The following is a 21088-nucleotide window of genomic DNA, read 5'->3' as shown; positions in this document are numbered from 1 at the left end:
ATTGGCCAAAAAATCTTTCCCTAAACGACTCTATTCCGTTCTGTTAAACATCGCCCCTCGGCGTCACCGTCCCGGACGGGTGTTTCACGTGAAACATCGCCCGGCACTCACTCAGCCCTGTGCGGCCCACCACTCCTTGAGAGCCGTGACCGCGGCGTCGCGCTCCATCGGCCCGTTCTCCAGCCGCAGCTCCAGCATGTGCTTGTACGCCTGACCCACGGCCGGACCGGGACCGATCCCGAGGATCTCCATGATCTGGTTGCCGTCCAGGTCGGGACGGATCGCGTCCAGTTCCTCCTGCTCCTGGAGCTGAGCGATGCGCTCCTCCAGACCGTCGTAGGCCCGGGACAGCGCGGCCGCCTTGCGCTTGTTGCGCGTGGTGCAGTCGGAGCGGGTCAGCTTGTGCAGGCGGTCCAGCAACGGGCCCGCGTCACGCACGTACCGGCGGACCGCCGAGTCCGTCCACTCCCCGGTGCCGTAGCCGTGGAAGCGCAGATGCAGTTCGACCAGCCGTGAGACGTCCTTCACCAGCTCGTTGGAGTACTTCAGCGCGGTCATGCGCTTCTTGGTCATCTTGGCGCCGACCACCTCGTGGTGGTGGAAGGAGACCCGGCCGTCCTTCTCGAACCGGCGGGTGCGCGGCTTGCCGATGTCGTGCAGGAGCGCGGCCAGGCGGAGCGTGAGGTCCGGGCCGTCCTGCTCCAGCTCGATCGCCTGCTCCAGGACGATCAGCGTGTGCTCGTAGACGTCCTTGTGTCGGTGGTGCTCGTCACTTTCCAGGCGCAGCGCCGGCAGCTCGGGCAGCACGTGCCCGGCGAGCCCGGTGTCGACGAGCAGCGTCAGCCCCTTGCGCGGGTGCGCGGAGAGGATGAGCTTGTTCAGCTCGTCCCGGACCCGCTCCGCCGAGACGATGTCGAGGCGCCCGGCCATCTCCGTCATGGCGGTGACGACCTCGGGGGCGACCGTGAAGTCCAGCTGGGCGGCGAACCGGGCGGCTCGCATCATGCGCAGGGGGTCGTCCGAGAAGGACGCCTCGGGCGTGCCCGGCGTGCGCAGCACGTGTGCCGCGAGGTCCTCCAGACCACCGTGCGGGTCGATGAACTCCTTCTCCGGCAGTGCCACGGCCATCGCGTTGACCGTGAAGTCGCGACGGACCAGGTCCTCCTCGATGGAGTCGCCGTAGGACACCTCCGGCTTGCGGGAGGTGCGGTCGTACGCCTCCGACCGGTAGGTGGTGATCTCGATCTGGTAGCCATCCTTGTGCGCGCCGACCGTGCCGAAGGCGATTCCCACCTCCCAGACGGCGTCCGCCCATGGTCGGACGATCTTCAGTACGTCCTCGGGGCGGGCGTCGGTGGTGAAGTCCAGGTCGTTGCCGAGCCGGCCGAGCAGCGCGTCGCGGACCGATCCGCCGACGAGGGCGAGCGAGAAGCCGGCCTGCTGGAATCGGCGGGCGAGATCGTCGGCGACGGGGGCCACCCGCAGCAGTTCGGCGACCGCGCGCTGCTGCGCCTGGCTCAGGGCGGAGGGAGTGTCTTCGTTGGGGTTCGGCACAACAGAAGAGGGTACGTGCCCCGCGCGACCAGGGGCGCCCCCATTAAGGCGGTGCGGACCGCTCCCGGCATAACCGCCGCAAGCACTGCTCTTGCGGCGTACGGTCGCTCTCCCCTCGATACTGGATATAGAGGACGGGCCGCGGCTGTCCTTCGATCTTGTGGCGGAGACCGCGGCACTTCCGTTCAGCGCGCATCGTTACCATGCGTGGACGCACATTCCGACGACCACTGACGACGACGAGGGACGGGCGAGCGCGTGGCCGAGGCGGCTGACTTCCAGAGGACCAGTGCCTCACCTGCCCGCCGGTGGCTGCAGCGCGCCGGAGCACTGCTCTGTGGGGCACCACTGCTGGCCGGTCTGCTCCAGCTGCCCGCGGCCGGGCCCGCGGAGGCCGCCTCCTCCGACACGGTGTCCGTCTCCCTCGACTCGCTCAGCCCCAATGCCCCCACGGACGGCGACACGCTGACCGTGTCCGGCACGGTGACCAACAACGGCAAGCAGGCCGTCACCGACGCCCACGTGGGGCTGCGGGTGGGCCCCCCGCTGACCACCCGCTCGGCCATCGACTCCGTCGCCCGGCACTCCGACGAGACGCAGGGCAGCACCGGCACCGACGTCGGTGACAAGTACGAGGAGAACTTCGACAAGCTGCCCCCGGGCGTCGCCGAGCACTTCACGATCTCCGTCCCCATGGACAAGCTCGACCTCGGCGAGGACGGGGTCTACGAGTTCGGGGTCACCCTCTCCGGCCAGACCTCCGCCCAGCCCTGGGACCAGGTGCTCGGCATCCAGCGGACCTTCCTGCCGTGGCAGTCGTCGGACGCCGACACCAAGACGAAGACGACGTTCCTGTGGCCGCTGATCTCCACGGTCCACATGACCGCCAAGACGGGCGCGGGCGAACTCCAGACGCCGGAGTTCCTCGACGACGACCTGGCCGAGGACCTGGCCCCCGGCGGCCGGCTGGCCCGGATGGTGGAGCTGGGCAAGGACCTGGACGTCACCTGGGTGATCGACCCGGACCTGCTGGCCTCGGTCGACGCCATGGCCGCCGGCAACTACCGGCTCCAGGGCCCCGACGGCACCAGCACGCCCGGCTCACGGGAGCACCAGACCGTCGCCAAGCAGTGGCTGGCCGGTCTGCAGAAGGCGGTGGCCGGCAAGGAGGTCGTCGCACTGCCCTTCGGCGACCCGGACCTGGCCTCCCTCGCGCACCGCGGCACCAGCGTCACCGGCTCGCTCAGCCACCTCAAGGACGCCAGCGACGTCGCCGCGATCACCGTCAAGACGGTGCTCCACGTCACACCGAGCACCGACTTCGCCTGGCCGGTGGACGGAGCCGTGGACCCGTCGATCATGAAGGTCGCGACCTCCGCCGGCGCCGACCGGGTGATCGCCCGCAGCGACAGCCTCCAGGAGACCGCCGGACTGCCGTACACGCCGTCCGCCGCGCGTCCGGTCGGCGGCGGCACCACGGCGGTGGTCGCCGACGCCCGGCTGTCCACGGCGTTCGAGGACGACCTGACGAAGGCGGGCTCGGCCACCCTGGCCGTCCAGCGCTTCCTGGCCCAGAGCCTGGAGCTGAACACGCAGACGGACAAGCAGCGCAGCATCGTCGTCGCTCCGCAGCGCACGCCCACGGCGAGCCAGGCGCAGGCGATGGCGACAGCGCTGAAGGCGCTCCAGGGCGGCACCTGGTCCCAGTTCCAGAACCTCACCGCCGCGGCCAAGGACAAGCCCGACCCGGGCGCCACCACGCGTATCCCGTCGAGGTCCGCCTACCCCTCCTCGCTGCGCCGGGAGGAGCTGCCGAGGACGGCCTTCGAGCAGATCGCCCGCACCCAGGACAAGCTCGACCGGTTCCGGGTGGTCCTCTCCAACCAGTCCCGCGTGGTCACGCCGTTCGGGCGGGCCATAAACCGCGAGATGTCGACGTCCTGGCGCGGCCGGGGCGATGAGGCGGGCAGCTACCGCGACGGCGTGGAGGCCTGGGTCGACGACCTGGCCGACCAGGTCAAGCTGATCGACAAGTCGGAGACCAAGCTCTCGGGCCGCAGCGCCACCATCCCGGTGACCGTCCAGAACAACCTCGTCCAGCCCGTCGGCCACCTGGTGCTGCGCCTCACCTCGACCATGCCGACCCGTCTGAAGATCGGCGGCAAGGCCTACTCCGAGCAGCGCGTGGACATCTCCGGCGGGCACAGCCAGTCGGTGAAGTTCACCACCTCGGCCAACGCCAACGGCCGGGTCACGGTCCTCGCCCAGCTGTTCACCGAGGACGGCCAGCCCTACGGCGACGCCGTCAGCTTCGACGTGAAGGTCACCGAGGTCACGCCCACCGTGATGCTGGTCATCGGCGGCGGTGTCCTGCTCCTGGTGCTCGCCGGTTTCCGGATGTACACCCAGCGCAAGCGCGCCGCCGCCCGGCAGGCCGAGGAGGACGGCCCCGGCACGGCGGGGGAGGGTGCAGAAGAGCCCGGGAACCCCGGGGCACCCGGGGACCGTCTCACCGGAGAGTCCGGCTCCGCCTCCGGGGCAGAGGACCCGGAGCAGCCGAGTGACCCTGCGCCGGACACCGCACCGGAAAGCGCCGACCCGTCCGGGACGGGTGAGAGAGTGGACCGTTGAGCGATGTCGTGGCCGGTGGGCCCGGGACGATGAGGTGGGGTAAGCATGAACGCGCCGTACGACGGTGACCGCGGTCAGGGCGCGGCCGGCTCGGGCTACCCCGAGCCGCCGCCCGAGCCCGGCCAGGTGCCGCCGCAGCACGCGGCGGACATGTACCTCCAGGACGCCTACGAGCAGGACCCCTACCGGGCGCACGACCTGTCCGCCCAGGACCCGGTCGCCGAGGCGCTGTACGACCGCGCCGCGCACCCGCCGCCTCCCCCGGGCCCGTACGACCAGCAGCAGCCGCTGTACGCCCCGCCCGCCCAGTCGCCCTACGCCCCCGACCCGAACGTGTGGGCGCAGACCCCGGCGCCGGAGCCGGGGGGCGCCACCCAGTACCTGCCCTACGGCGAAGACCCGCGCACGACCCAGTTCGTCGGCGTGGACGACCTGGTCTCGCACTCCGGCGAGGAGTACCACGAGCCCGACGCCTTCGCGCACCTCTTCAAGGACCAGCAGCAGGGCGGCGGGCACGCCCCCACGGATCCCCCGGCCGTCCCGGGACCGGCCGCCGCACCGGGCGGCGGCCTCGGTCCCGGCCCGTACCCGCAGCAGCACGGTCAGGGCCCGCAGCAGGGCCACCCGTACGCCGGGGCCGGATATCCGGCGCAGTCCTCGGTGCCCGCGCCGGCCGTCGCTCCGGATCCCGCCGGTCCGGCCGCGGCCGTCGAGCCGGACGCCTCCGCGGCCGCGGCCGTTCCCGCCAAGAAGGGCGGGCGGGCCGCCGGGCTGCTGAAGTCCAGTGCGGTCATGGCGGCGGGCACGATGGTCTCCCGTCTCACCGGCTTCGTCCGCTCCGCGCTGATCGCCGCCGCGCTGGGCCTCGGTTTCCTCGCCGACTCCTTCCAGGTGGCCTACCAGCTGCCGACCATGATCTACATCCTCACCGTCGGCGGCGGCCTGAACTCCGTGTTCGTGCCGCAGCTGGTGCGCTCGATGAAGGAGGACGAGGACGGCGGCGAGGCCTTCGCCAACCGGCTGCTGACCCTCGTGATGGTGGCCCTGGCCGCGCTGACCGGGCTGGCGATGCTCGGCGCGCCCCTGCTGGTGCGGGCGCTGGCCAACCCCGTGGCCAACAACCCGGCGGCGAACGAGGTCGCGGTCACCTTCACCCGCTACTTCCTGCCCTCGATCTTCTTCATGGGCGTCCACGTGGTGATGGGTCAGATCCTGAACGCGCGCGGCAAGTTCGGCGCGATGATGTGGACCCCGGTCCTGAACAACATCGTCATCATCGTGACGCTCGGCATGTTCATCTGGGTCTACGGCACCGCCTCGAACTCGCACATGACGGTCGAGAGCATCCCGCCGGAGGGCCAGCGCCTGCTCGGCGTCGGTGTGCTGCTCGGCCTGGTCGTCCAGGCCCTGGCGATGATCCCCTACCTGCGCGAGACCGGCTTCCGGATCAGGCTGCGCTTCGACTGGCGGGGCCACGGTCTGGGCAAGGCCGCGATGCTCGCCAAGTGGACGGTGCTGTTCGTCCTCGCCAACCAGGCGGGCGCCCTGGTGGTGACCCAGCTGTCCATCGCCGCGGGCAAGGACTCCGGCGTCGCGGGCACCAGCTTCGCCGCCTACGCCAATGCCCAGCTGATCTGGGGCCTGCCGCAGGCCATCATCACCGTGTCCCTGATGGCCGCCCTGCTGCCGCGGATCTCCCGCTCGGCCGCCGAGGGCGACTCGGGTGCCGTCCGTGACGACATCTCCCAGGGTCTGCGCACCACCGCGGTCGCCATCGTGCCCATCGCCTTCGGGTTCATCTCGCTCGGTATCCCGATGTGCACGCTGGTCTTCGGCTCCGCCGGCACCGGCTCGGCCACCAACATGGGCTACATGCTGATGGCCTTCGCCCTCGGCCTGATCCCGTACTCCGTGCAGTACGTCGTCCTGCGTGCGTTCTACGCCTACGAGGACACTCGCACACCCTTCTACAACACGGTCATCGTGGCCGCGGTCAACGCGGGTGCCGCGGCGCTGTGCTACTTCCTGCTGCCGGCGCGCTGGGCGGTCGTCGGCATGGCCGCCGCCTACGGCCTCGCCTACGCCATCGGGGTGGGTGTCGCCTGGCGCCGGCTGCGTAAGCGGCTCGGTGGGGACCTGGACGGGTCCAGGGTGCTGCGGACGTACGCACGGCTGGGAATCGCCTCGGTGCCGGCGGCCCTGCTGAGCGGCGCCGCCTGCTACGGCATCGGGCACACCCTCGGCCAGGGCGTGATCGGCTCGTTCGCCGCGCTGCTCGTCGGCGGTGCGGTCCTGTTCGGCGTCTTCTTCGTCGCCGCGCGCCGGATGCGCATCGAGGAACTCAACTCGCTCGTCGGCATGGTGCGCGGGCGCCTGGGTCGTTGAGGCGGGGGTAGCCGCACAACCATCGTCCGCCGCCGCGTGTCGTGCATAGCGACGGACTGTGGGCACAATTGGTTTCGGCGTCGGACAGCGTGCAACGGATGGGGAGGCAGGGACGACGGTGGCGGAACGGAGCACGGCTGCCGTCGACGTGGCAGACAACAGCGGTGAGCAACCGCTGACCGCGCAGGCGGACCAGTCCACGGCCGACGGGGTGGCCAAGAACCCGGAGCGGGACACGGACAGCGACGAGGCACAGGGGAGCGGCGGAACCGAGGGTCCCGCACGGAAGGCATCGCCTCCGGAGCTGCACAGCGGTCACAAGCTCGCCAGACGCTACCGGCTGGAGGAGTGCGTCACCCGTCTGGACGGATTCAGCAGTTGGCGTGCGGTCGACGAGAAACTCCGTCGTGCCGTCGGCGTGCATGTACTGCCCGCCGACCACGCCCGGGCCCGTTCCGTCCTCGCCGCCGCCCGTTCCTCGGCCCTGCTCGGTGATCCACGCTTCGTCCAGGTCCTCGACGCCGTCGAGGAGAACGACCTCGTCTACGTCGTCCACGAGTGGCTGCCCGACGCCACCGAGCTGTCCACGCTCCTCGCCGGCGGTCCGCTGGAGCCGCACGACGCCTACCAGATGGTCAGCCAGGTCGCCTCGGCCATGGCGGCCGCGCACCGGGAGGGCCTCGCCCATCTGCGGCTGAACCCCAACGCCGTACTGCGCGCCTCCACCGGCCAGTGGCGTATCCGGGGCCTTGCGGTGAACGCGGCGCTGCGGGGCATCAGCTCCGACACCCCGCAGCGCACCGACACGGAGGCGATCGGCGCCCTGCTGTACGCGGCGCTGACCCAGCGCTGGCCCTACGAGAGCGACGCCTACGGCCTGTCCGGTCTCCCCAAGGACATCGGTCTCATCGCCCCGGACCAGGTACGGGCCGGTGTGCACCGCGGCCTGTCCGAGCTGACCATGCGCGCCCTCGTCAACGACGGGGCCACGGCGTCCCGGCACGAGGCGCCGTGCACCACACCGGAGGAGCTGGTGAAGGCGATCGGCGAGATGCCGCGCATCCGCCCGCCCGAGCCGGCGTTCACGGCCCCGCCGGAGTACCAGCGCACGACCTACCAGCAGGGCACCTACGGCCGCCCGGCGCCGCACCCCGGTGCCACCCAGCCGATCGCGGCCCCGCCGCCCCCGCTCCAGAGCCGCACCGGCAAGGCCCTGAAGTGGGCAGTGTCGGCCCTGCTCATCGCCGCCCTCGGCCTGGGCAGCTGGCAGCTGGCGGACGCCCTGATGGAGCAGGGCGAGAAGACGGACGACACCCACAAGACCCAGACGACGGACGGCGGCGACAAGAACGTCGTGAAGCCGAAGCCGACCCCGATAAAGATCCAGAACGGCCAGGAGTTCGTCGCCAAGGGCGACCCCCAGAACTCCGGCGCCGAGTCCAAGACCTACGACGGCGACGCGTCGACGTACTGGAAGACCAAGAGCTACAACGAGGGCCCGGCGTTCGCGCCGTACAAGCCGGGTGTCGGCATCGTGTACGACCTCGGCTCGGCGAAGAAGCCCAGTACCGCCGCCCTCGACCTGCGCTACGGCGGTGACCACACGACGGTCGAGCTGTACGCTGCGGACTCGCTGACGCCCGCGTCACTGGACTCCATGACGAAGATGGGCAGCGTCACGACCACGGGCACCACCGCCACGGTGAAGGTCACCAAGCCGGTCAAGACGCGGTTCGTTCTCGTCTGGCTGACGGCCGTGCCGAACTCGGGGTACGACTCCACTTTGTACGCCAGTGCCGGCTTCAAGCAGGCCATCGGCGAAGTGAAGTTCACGGGCTGACGTCTCACCCGGACCGGAGGGGGCAGATGGCGGAGGGCGCCGGATACGACGGAGTGGGCGACCGCGACCTGCTCGCTCGTCATGTGGAAGGCGACCCCGATGCCTTCGGTGAGATCGTGCGGCGGCACCGGGACCGGCTCTGGGCGGTCGCCCTGCGGACCCTGGGGGACCGCGAGGAGGCCGCTGACGCGGTGCAGGACGCCCTGGTGTCGGCCTACCGGGCCGCCCACACCTTCCGGGGCCAGTCGGCCGTCACGACCTGGCTGCACCGGATCACGGTGAACGCCTGCCTGGACCGGGCGCGCAAGGCTGCCTCGCGCAAGACCTCTCCGGTCGACGACACCGAGCGGCTGGAGCAGCTGCTGGAGCCGCACGAGTCCGCCTCGGCTCCGGCGGAGCGGAAGGACGTGCACCGCCAGCTCCTCGAAGCGCTCGGCACCCTTCCGCCGGAGCAGCAGGCCGCCCTGGTCCTGGTGGACATGCAGGGCTATCCCGTGGCGGAGGCCGCACGGATCCTGGACGTGCCGACGGGAACGGTGAAGAGCCGGTGCGCCCGGGGCAGGGCCAGACTGCTCCCGCTGCTCACGCACCTACGGCCGGAAGGCACCGCAGACCCCGGACCGGACGGCACCGGAGGCGCGAAAGAAGCCGGCCCGGGACGGAACCGGGGGGAGCGGCCATCCGTCCCACCGGCAACGGGGTCCCCGAGTGGGCGCCCCGAGGACGCGGGACCGAGCGATTCAGCCGTAGCGAAGGGCGGAGGTGGGCGAGCGTGACTTCCACGACGGACACGGCCGGGCACCCGGACGTCGCCGAGATCTCCGACCTCACCGAAGGCCTGCTGCCGCCGGACCGCGGCACGGACGTGCGGCGCCATCTGGACGCGTGCGAGGCGTGCGCCGACGTGTATGCCCAGCTGGAGGAGATCCGGAGTCTGCTGGGCTCGGTGCCGGCGCCGGAGCGGATGCCGGACGATGTGGCCGCGCGCATCGACGCCGCCCTCGCCGCCGAGGCACCGCTGACCGTCGAGGCACCGCCGGCCAACGGCGACGAGGACACCGCGGGCCATGTTTCACGTGAAACATCGGCCTCCGCCGACCGCCCCGCGGGGCGCCCGCGTGCGGCGACCGGACCGGGGCGCAAGGACAAGCGAGGACGGCGCCGCGGCCGGCTCGTCCTGGGTGCCGTTCTCACGGCCGCGGTACTGGGCGCCGGAAGCCTGGTCCTGGCGTCGCTCGGCGACAACGGCGATCACACGACGGCCCACGGGACACCGACCGCCTCCGCCGAGACCTTCTCGGGTGACAGCGTGCAGCACCAGGTGAAGGGCCTCCTCACCACCGAGAAGGGCTTGCAGCGGGGCAGCGGGAGGCCCCGGCTGAACTCCGACGGCGGGTCCGGCACCCCCGGCTCGACCGAGGGCCCGAACACTTTCATCCAGACCGCGGTTCCGGTTCCCGACTGCGTGCGGCAGGCGCTCCGGCAGAGCACTGACGTCCTGGGGGCCAAGACGGGAACGTACGCGGGGAAGGCCGCCTACCTCGTCGTCGTGGCCGATGCCCAGGACAGCAAGCGGGTCACCGCATACGTGATCGACGCGGCCTGCGTACACCGGCAGACGGCTTCCGCCGGCACGGTCCTGCTGAAGCAGTCCTTCGCGCGTCCCTGAGTCTTCTGGAACACTCCTTCGGCCACCCCAGCCCATGCGTGTGCCCGGACACACCGGGAATGCGCGCCCCGTAGGATCCGTTGGGTGGGGTGAGAGTCCCGAAAGGGACTCGCACCGGTCGACTGACGCAGACCAGAGACGAGGAATCAAGCCGTGAGCGACGTCCGTAACGTGATCATCATCGGCTCCGGGCCCGCAGGCTACACGGCGGCGCTGTACACCGCCCGTGCGTCGCTGAAGCCCCTGGTGTTCGAAGGCGCCGTCACCGCGGGTGGTGCACTCATGAACACCACCGAGGTGGAGAACTTCCCGGGCTTCCGCGACGGCATCATGGGCCCCGACCTCATGGACAACATGCGCGCCCAGGCCGAACGCTTCGGTGCCGAGCTCGTTCCGGACGACATCGTCTCCGTCGACCTGACCGGGGAGATCAAGACCGTCACCGACACCGCGGGCACGGTCCACCGGGCGAAGGCCGTCATCGTCACCACCGGCTCCCAGCACCGCAAGCTGGGCCTGCCGAACGAGGACGCGCTCTCCGGCCGTGGCGTCTCCTGGTGCGCCACCTGTGACGGCTTCTTCTTCAGGGAGCACGACATCGCCGTGATCGGCGGTGGCGACACCGCGATGGAGGAGGCCACCTTCCTCTCGCGGTTCGCCAAGTCCGTGACGGTCGTCCACCGCCGCGACACCCTCCGCGCCTCCAAGGCGATGCAGGAGCGCGCCTTCGGCGACCCGAAGATCAAGTTCGTCTGGGACAGCGAGGTCGCCGAGATCCAGGGCGACCAGAAGCTCTCCGGCCTGAAGCTGCGCAACGTCAAGACCGGCGAGCTGTCCGAGCTGCCCGTGACGGGTCTGTTCATCGCGATCGGCCACGACCCGCGCACCGAGCTGTTCAAGGGCCAGCTGGACCTGGACGAGGAGGGCTACCTGAAGGTCGCCGCTCCGTCCACCCGCACCAACGTGGCCGGTGTCTTCGCCGCCGGTGACGTGGTCGACCACACCTACCGTCAGGCGATCACCGCGGCCGGCACCGGCTGCTCCGCCGCCCTGGACGCCGAGCGCTACCTCGCCGCCCTCGCCGACGAGGAGCAGGCGGAACCCGAGAAGACCGCAGTCTGACCTCTCCCTCTCCCCGCCCCACCGCACGACCAAGGTAAGGAGCCCACCGTGGCCGGCAACCTGAAGATTGTGACCGACGACTCCTTCGACCAGGAAGTCCTCAAGAACGACAAGCCTGTCCTCGTGGACTTCTGGGCGGAGTGGTGCGGCCCGTGCCGCCAGATCGCTCCGTCCCTGGAGGCGATCGCTGCCGAGCACGGAGACAAGATCGAGATCGTGAAGATCAACATCGACGAGAACCCCGGCACGGCCGCCAAGTACGGCGTCATGTCCATCCCGACCCTGAACGTCTACCAGGGCGGCGAGGTCACCAAGACCATCGTCGGCGCCAAGCCCAAGGCCGCGCTGCTGCGCGACCTCGAAGAGTTCATCGCCGAGTGACGTTTCACGTGAAACACGAATGGGCCAACCCTCTCGGGTTGGCCCATTCGCACATACGGCCACACACACGGCCGCTGCCCGGGACTACAGCGGCCTGAGCGCCGGCTCCTTCTGGACCGCTCCCAGGAGCCGGTCGAGTGCCATCTCCACGTCTTCCTTCCAGGAGAGCGTGGACCGCAGCTCCAGCCGCAGCCGGGGATGCGTGGGGTGCTGGCGGACCGTCTTGAAGCCCACGGCCAGGAGGTGGTCGGCGGGCAGCAGACAGGCGGGCTCCTTCCAGCGGGCGTCCCCGAACGCCTCGATCGCCTTGAAGCCCCGGCGCAGCAGATCCTTGGCCACCGCCTGCACCAGCACCCGGCCCAGTCCCTGCCCCTGATAGCCGGGCATCACGAAGGCCGTCATCAGCTGGACGGCGTCCGGCGACACCGGGCTCGTGGGGAAGGCCGTCGAGCGTGGCACGTAGGCCGGCGGAGCGTAGAGGACGAATCCCGCCGGTACGTCATCGACGTACACCACCCGGCCGCACGATCCCCAGTCCAGCAGGACGGCGGAGATCCAGGCCTCCTTCTCCGGTGCGGCCGTGCCCGCCTTCACTGCCGCTTCGCCGCTGACAGGGTCGAGCTCCCAGAAGACGCACGAACGGCACCGGTGGGGAACGTCCTGAAGGTTGTCCAGCGTAAGCGGCACGAGCCGACGCCCCATGAAGGCTGATCCTCGCTTCCTTCACCCGCCGCATCGCGAGCGGCTGTCAGAGCGCTCCGTCGTCTGAGCAGGCTGCGACGAATCCGCCGACCGCTCCCAAGCTCAGACCCGCGCTCACCAGTCCGGTGCGGCTCATCGATCGCATGGCCCCCGTCTCCCACTCACAGATGCAGATGCTGTCCGGTGGATGTGCCATACCTGATCGCATCGTATCCACGATGGGATTCACTCGATACCGCCTCAAAGCAAAGAGCGGGGCGGGGGGGGGGGGCCCACCACCCCGGGGGCCGGGCGTCCCGCCCACCCCCCGCCCCCCCCCCCGCTCCACTGCCCCACCGGGCGGCACCGCCCGGGGATCAGTCGTGCGTCTCCTCGCCGTCGCTCTCGCGGAGGCTCTTCTGGAGCGCCAGCTTCTCGCCCGGGGCGAGCGTGCTGAGGATCCTCTCGAGGTCGTCCGCAGAGGCGAACTCGACGGTGATCTTGCCCTTCTTCTGGCCCAGCTCGACCTTCACCCGGGTCTCGAAGCGGTCCGAGAGCCGCGTGGCCAGTTCGCTGAGCGCCGGCGAGGGCACGGAGCCGGCCCGGGGCCCCCGGGCGCGTGAGGCCTTCTGGGGCCGCGAGCCCATCAGGGTCACGATCTCTTCCACGGACCGCACCGACAGCCCCTCGGCGACGATCCGGTGGGCCAGCCGGTCCTGCTCCTCCGAGTCCTCGACGGCCAGCAACGCCCGGGCATGGCCCGCCGAGAGCACGCCGGCGGCCACCCGCTTCTGGACGGTCGGGGAGAGCTTCAGCAGCCGCAGGGTGTTGGAGACCTGCGGGCGGGAACGCCCGATCCGGTCGGCCAGCTGGTCGTGCGTGCAGTTGAAGTCCTTCAGCAGCTGGTCGTACGCAGCGGCCTCTTCGATCGGGTTCAGCTGCGCGCGGTGCAGGTTCTCCAGCAGCGCGTCCAGGAGGAGCTTCTCGTCGTCCGTGGCCCGGACGATGGCCGGGATGGCCTCCAGGCCTGCCTCACGGCAGGCCCGCCAGCGGCGCTCGCCCATGATCAGCTCGTAGCGGGCGGGACCCAGCTGCCGCACCACGACGGGTTGCAGAAGACCGACCTCCTGGATGGAGGTGACCAGCTCCTGGAGCGCGTCCTCGTCGAAGATCTCACGCGGCTGGCGTGGGTTCGGCGTGATGGCGTCGAGGGGGATCTCGGCGAAGTGGGCCCCCATCGGAGGCGCAGGCACCTCGGCGCCCGGACTCGCCGGAGCCGGCTCGGTGTCCTGGGCGACCGGCGGCAGGGTGGCCACCTTCGCGGCGGCCACTCCGCGGTCGGTCGTCAGCACCGGCACGGCCGCCGGGGAGGCGGACGCTCCGCCTCCCATCGCCGCCGGGGCCGGGGCCTTCTCGGTCGGGGCAGCGGGAATCAATGCGCCGAGACCACGGCCCAGACCCCTCCGTCGCTCGCTCACTGGATCCCCTCCACCATGCTCGGGTCTTTCTGGGCGCCGATATGGGCCTGGCTCGCGTCGTAGCTGACGCCGATGCCCTTCAGCGCGATTTCTCGGGCCGCCTCAAGATACGAGAGGGCGCCGCTCGATCCTGGATCGTAAGTCAGCACCGTCTGCCCGTAACTCGGCGCCTCGGAGATACGGACCGAGCGAGGAATGCTCGTCCGCAGCACCTCGTCACCGAAGTGGGTGCGCACCTCTTCCGCGACCTGGGACGCAAGGCGCGTCCGGCCGTCGTACATGGTGAGCAGGATGGTCGACACATGCAGGGTGGGGTTGAGGTGCCCCCGCACCAGGTCGACGTTGCGCAGAAGTTGACCGAGGCCCTCCAGTGCGTAGTACTCGCACTGGATCGGGATGAGGACCTCGGCGCCCGCGACGAGCGCGTTCACCGTCAACAGGCCGAGCGAGGGCGGGCAGTCGATGAGGATGTAGTCCAACGGCTGCTCGTAGGCCTGGATGGCTCGCTGCAGCCGGCTCTCCCGGGCCACCAGGGACACCAGCTCGATCTCCGCACCGGCGAGATCGATGGTCGCCGGTGCGCAGAAGAGGCCTTCGACATCCGAAACGGGCTGGACGACCTCGGCGAGAGGCTTGCTCTCCACCAACACGTCGTAGATGGATGGCACTTCGGCGTGGTGGTCGATCCCCAGGGCCGTGGACGCGTTGCCCTGCGGGTCGAGGTCGATCACCAGGACGCGGCCACCGTGCAGAGCCAGCGAAGCGGCAAGGTTGACGGTCGTCGTCGTCTTGCCGACACCGCCCTTCTGGTTGGCGACCACGATGATTCGGGTCTGCTCCGGTCGTGGCAGACCTTCGCCGGCGCGGCCGAGAGCCTCCACCGCCAGTTGGGCCGCACGACCGATGGGAGTGTCGTCCATCGGAGGCGGTGTTTCACGTGAAACATCCGCCCCCATCGACTCGGTACGGGGACCGGGGACCGGATCGGTCATCGGTCCCGCGATGTTGGCGTCGGACCGCAAGGATTCACTCTCCTCGACTTCAGGCTCGCAATGAACAGAGCCTCCCATGTCTTCGGGGTCGTGAACCAGTGAGGCCTGGTGTTCTGTGGAGAAATCCACCTCTGTGGACACCTCCGTACCCCTGGAGAGGGACGGGGTGTCCGGGGAAGCGGAAGCCTCTCGGAGGGCACCGAGAGGCTTCCGGTCGCGGGGTTCGGCCGCAGCGCGGCCACGACTGATGATGCCGTGCAGCAGTGAGCGACGTTTCACGTGAAACACGATGCACAGCCGCTGCGACCGGACCTTCGCGACACTCCGGCTTGCGTAGGTTTGGCAGCTTGTGTGGAGTACGTCTCGTCGTCAGGACGGATCAGTGACGTTCATCGCTCGTTTCACCGACGACGGCGAGCGCGGCCGGTACGGGCGGCCTTGGCGCGCTTCGCGGCGAAGCGCACGCCACCCGGGCTCTCCCCGACCTCCACCCGCACCACCGTGGACAGCGGATCCACCACGCCTTCGCCCACATGGAGGATGGACGTCTCCACGGCACCGAGCTTGCTGAGGGCGGTCGCCGCGGCCTTCAGCTCCTCCTCGGCGGTGTCCCCCTTGAGCGCGAGCATCTCGCCGTACGGGCGCAGCAGCGGAATACCCCAGGCGGCCAGACGGTCGAGCGGGGCCACGGCCCGGGCGGTCACCACATGGACCGGTGGCAGCTTGCCCAGGACCTCCTCGGCCCGGCCGCGCACCACCGTGACATGGTCCAGCCCGAGCAGCTCCACGACCTCGGTCAGGAAGTTGGTGCGCCGCAGCAGGGGCTCCAGCAGGGTGATGTTCAGGTCGTCGCGGACCAGGGCCAGCGGGATGCCCGGCAGCCCCGCACCGGAGCCGACATCGCAGACCGTCACTCCCTCCGGGACCGCCTCGGAGAGCACCGCGCAGTTCAGCAGGTGCCGCTCCCACAGGCGGGGCACTTCCCGCGGGCCGATCAGGCCTCGCTGCACGCCCGCCTCGGCGAGCAGCTCCGCATAGCGGACCGCATCGGCGAAGCGATCACCAAACACTTCCCGCGCCTGCTCGGGCGCGGGGGGAAGCTCCGCTGCCTCCGTCACGGGGACCGTCCTTCCGTACCGCGCCGGCGCTTCGCGCACCGGCCACCAGAACTACCAGGCTGACAAAATTCGGCCCCGCCTGCTCAACAGACGGGGCCGGTGAAACGAGGGGACCGATCAGGCGGGCAGCACGACGACGAAGCGCTGCGGCTCCTCGCCCTCGGACTCGCTGCGCAGTCCCGCGGACTTGACCGCGTCGTGCACGACCTTGCGCTCGAACGGGGTCATCGGCTTGAGCTTCACGGGCTCGCCGCTGCTCTTCACCTCGGCGGCGGCCTTGGCGCCCAGCTCGGACAGCTCGGAGCGCTTCTTGGCCCGGTACCCCGCGATGTCCAGCATCAGCCGGCTGCGGTCGCCGGTCTCCCGGTGCACCGCCAGGCGCGTCAGCTCCTGCAGCGCCTCCAGCACCTCGCCGTCCCGGCCGACCAGCTTCTGCAGGTCGCGGCTGCCGGTGTCGCTGATGATCGACACGGAGGCGCGGTCGGCCTCGACGTCCATGTCGATGTCGCCGTCGAGGTCGGCGATGTCCAGCAGACCCTCCAGGTAGTCCGCCGCGATCTCACCCTCCTGCTCCAGGCGGGTGAGGGTGTCTGCACCCTCGGCAGCGGCGGAGGTGGTGCCTTCCGTCACGGGATGGGCTCCTTCTTACTTCTTGGACGGGGACTTGGGCCGCTGCGGTCCACCCTTGCGCTGGCCGGACTGGGCCTTGCTGCGGGTGCCCGAGCCGGGCTTCTGGGGCTGCTTGGCAGCGGCGGGCTTGGCGTCCTGCGGCTCGGACTTCTCCAGCGACGGGGAGTCCTCCGCCTGCTTGGCCGCGCCGGACTGACGCTGGGACTTGGACTGGCGCTTGGGCTGCTGGCGCCGCACGGCGGTGGCCGTGGCGGTACCGGCGACCGCGCCCTCCTCGGTCTGGGCCGCGGCCTGGGCCGCACTGTGGGTCACCGAGCCGTCGGGCTGGGCGGCGAGACCGGCCTTGTTCAGCGCGTTGATGAACTTGCGCTCGAATTCGTTGCGGTCGCGGCCCTTGGCGACGATCGCCTTGACGATGACCTTCTCGCTGCGCCGGCGGACCTTGCCGTGCTGCGTGACGTGCTTGGTCAGGCGCTCCAGGTAGGCGGCCTGGGCCTTGGAACCCGGGGTCGGGTTGTTGTGGATGACGTACATCTGCTGGCCCATGGTCCACACGTTGGTGGTCAGCCAGTAGACGAGGACACCGACCGGGAAGTTGATGCCGAAGACGGCGAACATCACCGGGAAGACGTACATCAGCATCTTCTGCTGCTGCATGAACGGCGTCTTGACCGTCGTGTCGACGTTCTTCGTCATCAGCTGGCGCTGCGTGTAGAACTGCGAGAACGACATCAGGACGATCATGACCGCGGTCACGACCCGGACGTCGGTCAGCGTGGCGCCCAGCGCCGCGACCTTGTCCTCGCTGTCCATGAACTTGGCGGCGAGCGGAGCACCGAAGATGTGCGCCTTACGGGCGCTCGCGAGCAGCGGCTCGTTGATGACACCGATGGTCTTGCCCGTCGCGATGCCGTTGAGCACGTGGTACAGGGCGAAGAAGAACGGGGACTGCGCCAGGATGGGAAGGCACGAGGAGAGCGGGTTGGTACCCGTCTCCTTGTACAGCTTCATCATCTCTTCGGACTGGCGCTGCCGGTCGTTCTTGTAGCGCTCCTGGATCTTCTTCATCTCCGGCTGGAGCGTCTGCATCGCGCGCGTCGACTTGATCTGCTTCACGAAGAGCGGGATCAGGCAGATGCGGATCAGAATCACCAGGGACACGATGGACAGGCCCCAGGCCCATCCGGTGTTCGGGCCGAAGATCGCGCCGTACACCTTGTGGAACTGGACGATGACCCAGGAGACGGGTGTCGTGATGAAGCTGAAGAGGCTGGCAATCGTGTCCACTAATCATGCTCCTTGGGCATGGGACGAGGTCTCTGCGGCCGGGCTCGAAGGAGGCTCGGGAACAAGCTCCGCTTCGGTGGCCGGTTCGGCGGCGGAGGGCCCCGCCTTGCGTGCGCGCCACGCGTTGCGCAGCATTTCGTGCCACCGCGGGCGCTTACGCGGCGGAACATGGTCCACACCGCCGAGCGACCACGGATTGCACCGGAGGATGCGCCAGGCGGTGAGTGCCGTTCCCTTGATCGCACCGTGCCGGTCGATGGCCGTGTAGCCGTAGTGGGAGCACGACGGGTAGTACTTGCACACCGGCCCGAGCAGTGGACTGATCGTCCACTGGTACAGCTTGATCAGAGCCAGCAGCGGGTACTTCATCGCGCGCCCCCTCCCAGCAGCCGCTGTAGGGCGGCATCCAGGTCTCGGGCCAGCTGTGCGTGGTCTGCGTCGCCCGCTCCGGGCAGCGCTCGTACGACTACCAGGCTACCGGGGGGAAACAGGGCGACTCGGTCACGCATCAGATGGCGCAGTCTGCGCTTCACTGTGTTGCGCACGACCGCGCCACCCACGGCCTTGCTCACGACGAAACCCGCACGCGTCGGGGGAGCGCTCTCCCCAGGCGCGTGCGGGTCCGTGGCACCGCTACGAAGGTGGACGACGAGAGTCGGGCGTCCGGCCCGACGACCCCGTCGTACCGCGGTCGCGAAGTCCTCGCGCCGCCTCAGCCGGTTCTCGGTGGGCAGCACGACGTCATGACCTGATCGGGATCAGGCGGACAGGCGGGCGCGACCCTTGCTACGGCGGGACGCGAGGATCGCGCGGCCGGCACGGGTGCGCATACGCAGCCGGAAGCCGTGGGTCTTCGCGCGACGACGGTTGTTCGGCTGGAAGGTGCGCTTGCTCACTCGGGGGCTCCAGAAGAAATCGGTAGTTGGCGGGGTGCCGTCCTGGCTGTCACCGTGCGCCCACGAGTAGCTCGCGTCACGCCCGAGTGCACCGCTTCCCGATCACCCGAAGTGATCTGTGCCCATCGGAGGCAGGCGGCAGCAGCCATCGACAACTCGACCTGGTTACGGTACGCGGGGCTGCGCCATTCGGTCAAACCAGGGGTCACCGAGAGACACTGTCCACAGGCTGGGGACAACAACTTGAACCGTACCCGTCGCGCTGACTACCGTGGCTGAACTCCGAATCGTTCCCTTGTCCCCGCCGAGCGGGACCGCCCCGACCACCCACCCGGATTCCATCCCGACCCGTCCCCGGATCACACGTTCGTGGGACTTGTGAGAGAGCGTGCCCTGTGGCTGACGTACCTGCCGATCTTGCCGCAGTGTGGCCACGCGTACTGGAGCAGCTCCTCGGCGAGGGCCGCGGACAGGGTGTGGAGGCGAAGGACGAGCACTGGATCCGGCGCTGCCAGCCGCTCGCGCTGGTCGCGGACACCGCTCTGCTCGCCGTACCGAACGAATTCGCGAAGGGCGTACTGGAGGGCCGTCTCGCGCCGATCGTCAGCGAGACCCTGAGCCGGGAGTGCGGCCGCCCCATCCGGATCGCGATCACCGTGGACGACTCGGCGGGAGAACCGCCGGCCCCCGCGGCACCTGCCGCCCCGCAGAGCCCGAAGCCGCGCTACGAGGAGCCGGAGCTGCCCTCCGGACCGTACGAGGGCTACGGCCGCCACCGCGGCGCCGAGCAGCTCCCGGGTACCGAGCCGCGCACCGAGCACCCGCCGGCCCGTCCGGACCAGCTCCCGACCGTGCGTCCGGCCTACCCGTCCGAGTACCACCGCCCCGAGCCCGGCGCCTGGCCGCGCCCCGGGCAGGACGACTACGGCTGGCAGCAGCCCCGGCTCGGCTTCCCCGAGCGGGACCCGTACGCCTCGCCGTCGTCCCAGGACGGCTACGGCCCGGGCGCCGACGCCTACGGGTCGCCGGCCCAGGACTACCGCCCGCAGGGCATGGACCGGCCGCCGTACGAGCAGCAGCGCGGCGACTACGACGGCCCGCGCGCGGAGTACGAACCGTCCCGGCCGGACTACGACACCGGGCGCGGGGAGTACGACGCGTCCCGGACCGAGTACGACCAGCGGGACCCGGTCCGCCGCGAACTGCCCGAGCCGCCGGCGCACCGTGGCGGCCCCGGCCGTCCCGACGGGCCCACCACGGGTGCCCCCGGTCCGCTGGCCGCGCAGCCGGCACCGGCGAGCGGCCCCGGTGAGCCGACCGCGCGCCTGAACCCGAAGTACCTCTTCGACACGTTCGTCATCGGCGCCTCCAACCGGTTCGCGCACGCGGCGGCGGTCGCGGTCGCCGAGGCACCCGCCAAGGCGTACAACCCCCTGTTCATCTACGGGGAGTCGGGGCTCGGCAAGACCCACCTGCTGCACGCGATCGGGCACTACGCGCGCAGCCTCTACCCGGGCACGCGCGTGCGGTACGTGAGCTCGGAGGAGTTCACCAACGAGTTCATCAACTCCATCCGCGACGGCAAGGGCGACAGCTTCCGCAAGCGCTACCGCGAGATGGACATCCTGCTCGTCGACGACATCCAGTTCCTGGCGGACAAGGAGTCGACGCAGGAGGAGTTCTTCCACACCTTCAACACGCTCCACAACGCCAACAAGCAGATCGTGCTCTCCAGCGACCGGCCGCCCAAGCAGCTGGTCACGCTGGAGGACCGGCTGCGGAACCGTTTCGAGTGGGGTCTGATCACCGACGTCCAGCCGCCGGAACTGGAGACGCGTATCGCGATCCTCCGCAAGAAGGCGGTCCAGGAGCAGCTCAACGCCCCGCCGGAGGTACTGGAGTTCATCGCCTCCCGGATCTCGCGGAACATCCGCGAGCTGGAGGGCGCGCTGATCCGGGTGACGGCGTTCGCCTCGCTCAACCGGCAGCCGGTGGACCTGGGCCTGACCGAGATCGTCCTGAAGGACCTGATCCCCGGGGGCGAGGACTCGACGCCGGAGATCACGGCGACGGCGATCATGGCGGCGACGGCGGACTACTTCGGGCTCACGGTCGAGGACCTGTGCGGCAGCTCGCGCGGCCGCCAGCTGGTCACGGCCCGGCAGATCGCGATGTACCTGTGCCGGGAGCTGACGGATCTGTCGCTGCCGAAGATCGGCGCGCAGTTCGGCGGCCGCGACCACACGACCGTCATGCACGCCGACCGCAAGATCCGCGCGCTGATGGCCGAGCGGCGCTCGATCTACAACCAGGTCACCGAGCTGACCAACCGCATCAAGAACGGCTGACGCGGGCCGTACGGCGGCGTCGAGGGCGCCCTGGGGACAACGCCTCCCCGGGGCGCCCTTTCGCGTGCCGGGCGCC

General features: G+C 70.1%; 18 protein-coding genes. 8 read left to right on the top strand and 10 right to left on the bottom strand.

The window, feature by feature from the left end:
• Nucleotides 1-111: 111 nt before the first annotated feature.
• Entirely contained in the window at nt 112-1554 is a 1443-nt protein-coding gene (locus tag ABZ923_RS05635; RefSeq protein WP_361467195.1) for a CCA tRNA nucleotidyltransferase, read from the bottom strand.
• Nucleotides 1555-1812: 258 nt separating this feature from the next.
• Here ABZ923_RS05635 and ABZ923_RS05630 point away from each other — a divergent pair, with 258 nt between their 5' ends.
• The 7 genes from ABZ923_RS05630 (at nt 1813) to trxA (ending at nt 11582) form a co-directional block, all read left to right on the top strand.
• Nucleotides 1813-4185, top strand: a complete 2373-nt coding sequence (locus tag ABZ923_RS05630) for a DUF6049 family protein (protein ID WP_361467193.1) — start codon at nt 1813-1815, stop codon at nt 4183-4185.
• A gap of 45 nt (nt 4186-4230) precedes the next feature.
• Nucleotides 4231-6570, top strand: coding sequence for a murein biosynthesis integral membrane protein MurJ (gene murJ, locus ABZ923_RS05625; RefSeq protein WP_361467190.1), 2340 nt, complete (start codon nt 4231-4233; stop codon nt 6568-6570).
• A gap of 118 nt (nt 6571-6688) precedes the next feature.
• Nucleotides 6689-8410, top strand: a complete 1722-nt coding sequence (locus tag ABZ923_RS05620; RefSeq protein WP_361467187.1) for a protein kinase family protein — start codon at nt 6689-6691, stop codon at nt 8408-8410.
• Between the two features lie 26 nt (nt 8411-8436).
• Nucleotides 8437-9186 (top strand): RNA polymerase sigma factor SigM, encoded by a 750-nt coding sequence (gene sigM / locus ABZ923_RS05615; RefSeq protein ID WP_361467185.1) that lies wholly within the window; start codon nt 8437-8439, stop codon nt 9184-9186.
• Nucleotides 9183-10079 carry a hypothetical protein gene (locus tag ABZ923_RS05610; RefSeq protein WP_361467184.1) on the top strand — a complete coding sequence of 299 codons (897 nt, stop codon included), beginning with the start codon at nt 9183-9185 and terminating at the stop codon, nt 10077-10079. Before sigM ends, ABZ923_RS05610 begins: the two co-directional genes overlap by 4 nt.
• 153 nt (nt 10080-10232) lie before the next feature.
• Nucleotides 10233-11201, top strand: a complete 969-nt coding sequence (gene trxB, locus ABZ923_RS05605; protein WP_358635771.1) for a thioredoxin-disulfide reductase — start codon at nt 10233-10235, stop codon at nt 11199-11201.
• 48 nt (nt 11202-11249) lie between these two features.
• The gene (gene trxA / locus ABZ923_RS05600; protein WP_361467182.1) at nt 11250-11582 is read left to right on the top strand and encodes a thioredoxin; all 333 of its coding nucleotides are present in this window, start codon (nt 11250-11252) and stop codon (nt 11580-11582) included.
• 84 nt (nt 11583-11666) lie between these two features.
• Here trxA and ABZ923_RS05595 read toward each other — a convergent pair whose 3' ends face one another.
• From ABZ923_RS05595 to rpmH, 9 genes are all read right to left on the bottom strand, one after another.
• On the bottom strand, nt 11667-12284 hold the full coding sequence (locus ABZ923_RS05595) for a GNAT family N-acetyltransferase (RefSeq protein ID WP_361467179.1): 618 nt from the start codon (nt 12282-12284) through the stop codon (nt 11667-11669).
• A gap of 356 nt (nt 12285-12640) precedes the next feature.
• Complete coding sequence (locus tag ABZ923_RS05590; RefSeq protein WP_361467177.1) at nt 12641-13741, bottom strand: ParB/RepB/Spo0J family partition protein; 1101 nt, start codon at nt 13739-13741, stop codon at nt 12641-12643.
• Entirely contained in the window at nt 13738-14811 is a 1074-nt protein-coding gene (locus ABZ923_RS05585; protein ID WP_361467210.1) for a ParA family protein, read from the bottom strand. The genes ABZ923_RS05590 and ABZ923_RS05585 overlap by 4 nt, the downstream gene beginning before the upstream one ends.
• 323 nt (nt 14812-15134) lie before the next feature.
• Entirely contained in the window at nt 15135-15851 is a 717-nt protein-coding gene (rsmG, locus tag ABZ923_RS05580) for a 16S rRNA (guanine(527)-N(7))-methyltransferase RsmG (RefSeq protein ID WP_059250036.1), read from the bottom strand.
• A gap of 117 nt (nt 15852-15968) precedes the next feature.
• The gene (locus ABZ923_RS05575; RefSeq protein WP_361467175.1) at nt 15969-16481 is read right to left on the bottom strand and encodes a R3H domain-containing nucleic acid-binding protein; all 513 of its coding nucleotides are present in this window, start codon (nt 16479-16481) and stop codon (nt 15969-15971) included.
• A 15-nt stretch (nt 16482-16496) separates the two neighbouring features.
• Complete coding sequence (gene yidC / locus ABZ923_RS05570) at nt 16497-17768, bottom strand: membrane protein insertase YidC (protein WP_361467172.1); 1272 nt, start codon at nt 17766-17768, stop codon at nt 16497-16499.
• A gap of 3 nt (nt 17769-17771) precedes the next feature.
• The gene (yidD, locus tag ABZ923_RS05565; RefSeq protein ID WP_361467170.1) at nt 17772-18137 is read right to left on the bottom strand and encodes a membrane protein insertion efficiency factor YidD; all 366 of its coding nucleotides are present in this window, start codon (nt 18135-18137) and stop codon (nt 17772-17774) included.
• On the bottom strand, nt 18134-18505 hold the full coding sequence (gene rnpA / locus ABZ923_RS05560; RefSeq protein WP_078611778.1) for a ribonuclease P protein component: 372 nt from the start codon (nt 18503-18505) through the stop codon (nt 18134-18136). Before rnpA ends, yidD begins: the two co-directional genes overlap by 4 nt.
• 21 nt (nt 18506-18526) lie before the next feature.
• Nucleotides 18527-18664, bottom strand: coding sequence for a 50S ribosomal protein L34 (gene rpmH, locus ABZ923_RS05555; RefSeq protein ID WP_003956500.1), 138 nt, complete (start codon nt 18662-18664; stop codon nt 18527-18529).
• Nucleotides 18665-19059: 395 nt separating this feature from the next.
• On the opposite strand from rpmH, the gene dnaA reads away from it, so the two are divergent.
• A complete protein-coding gene (dnaA, locus tag ABZ923_RS05550) occupies nt 19060-21012 on the top strand; it encodes a chromosomal replication initiator protein DnaA (protein WP_361467168.1) in 1953 nt (650 codons plus the stop codon).
• Nucleotides 21013-21088: the final 76 nt, after the last annotated feature.

Source organism: Streptomyces sp. NPDC046881, from assembly GCF_040645015.1.
Classification (GTDB): Bacteria; Actinomycetota; Actinomycetes; order Streptomycetales; family Streptomycetaceae; genus Streptomyces.
Note: the sequence above shows the minus strand (reverse complement) of the source record. Positions and strands in the feature narration are given on the sequence as shown.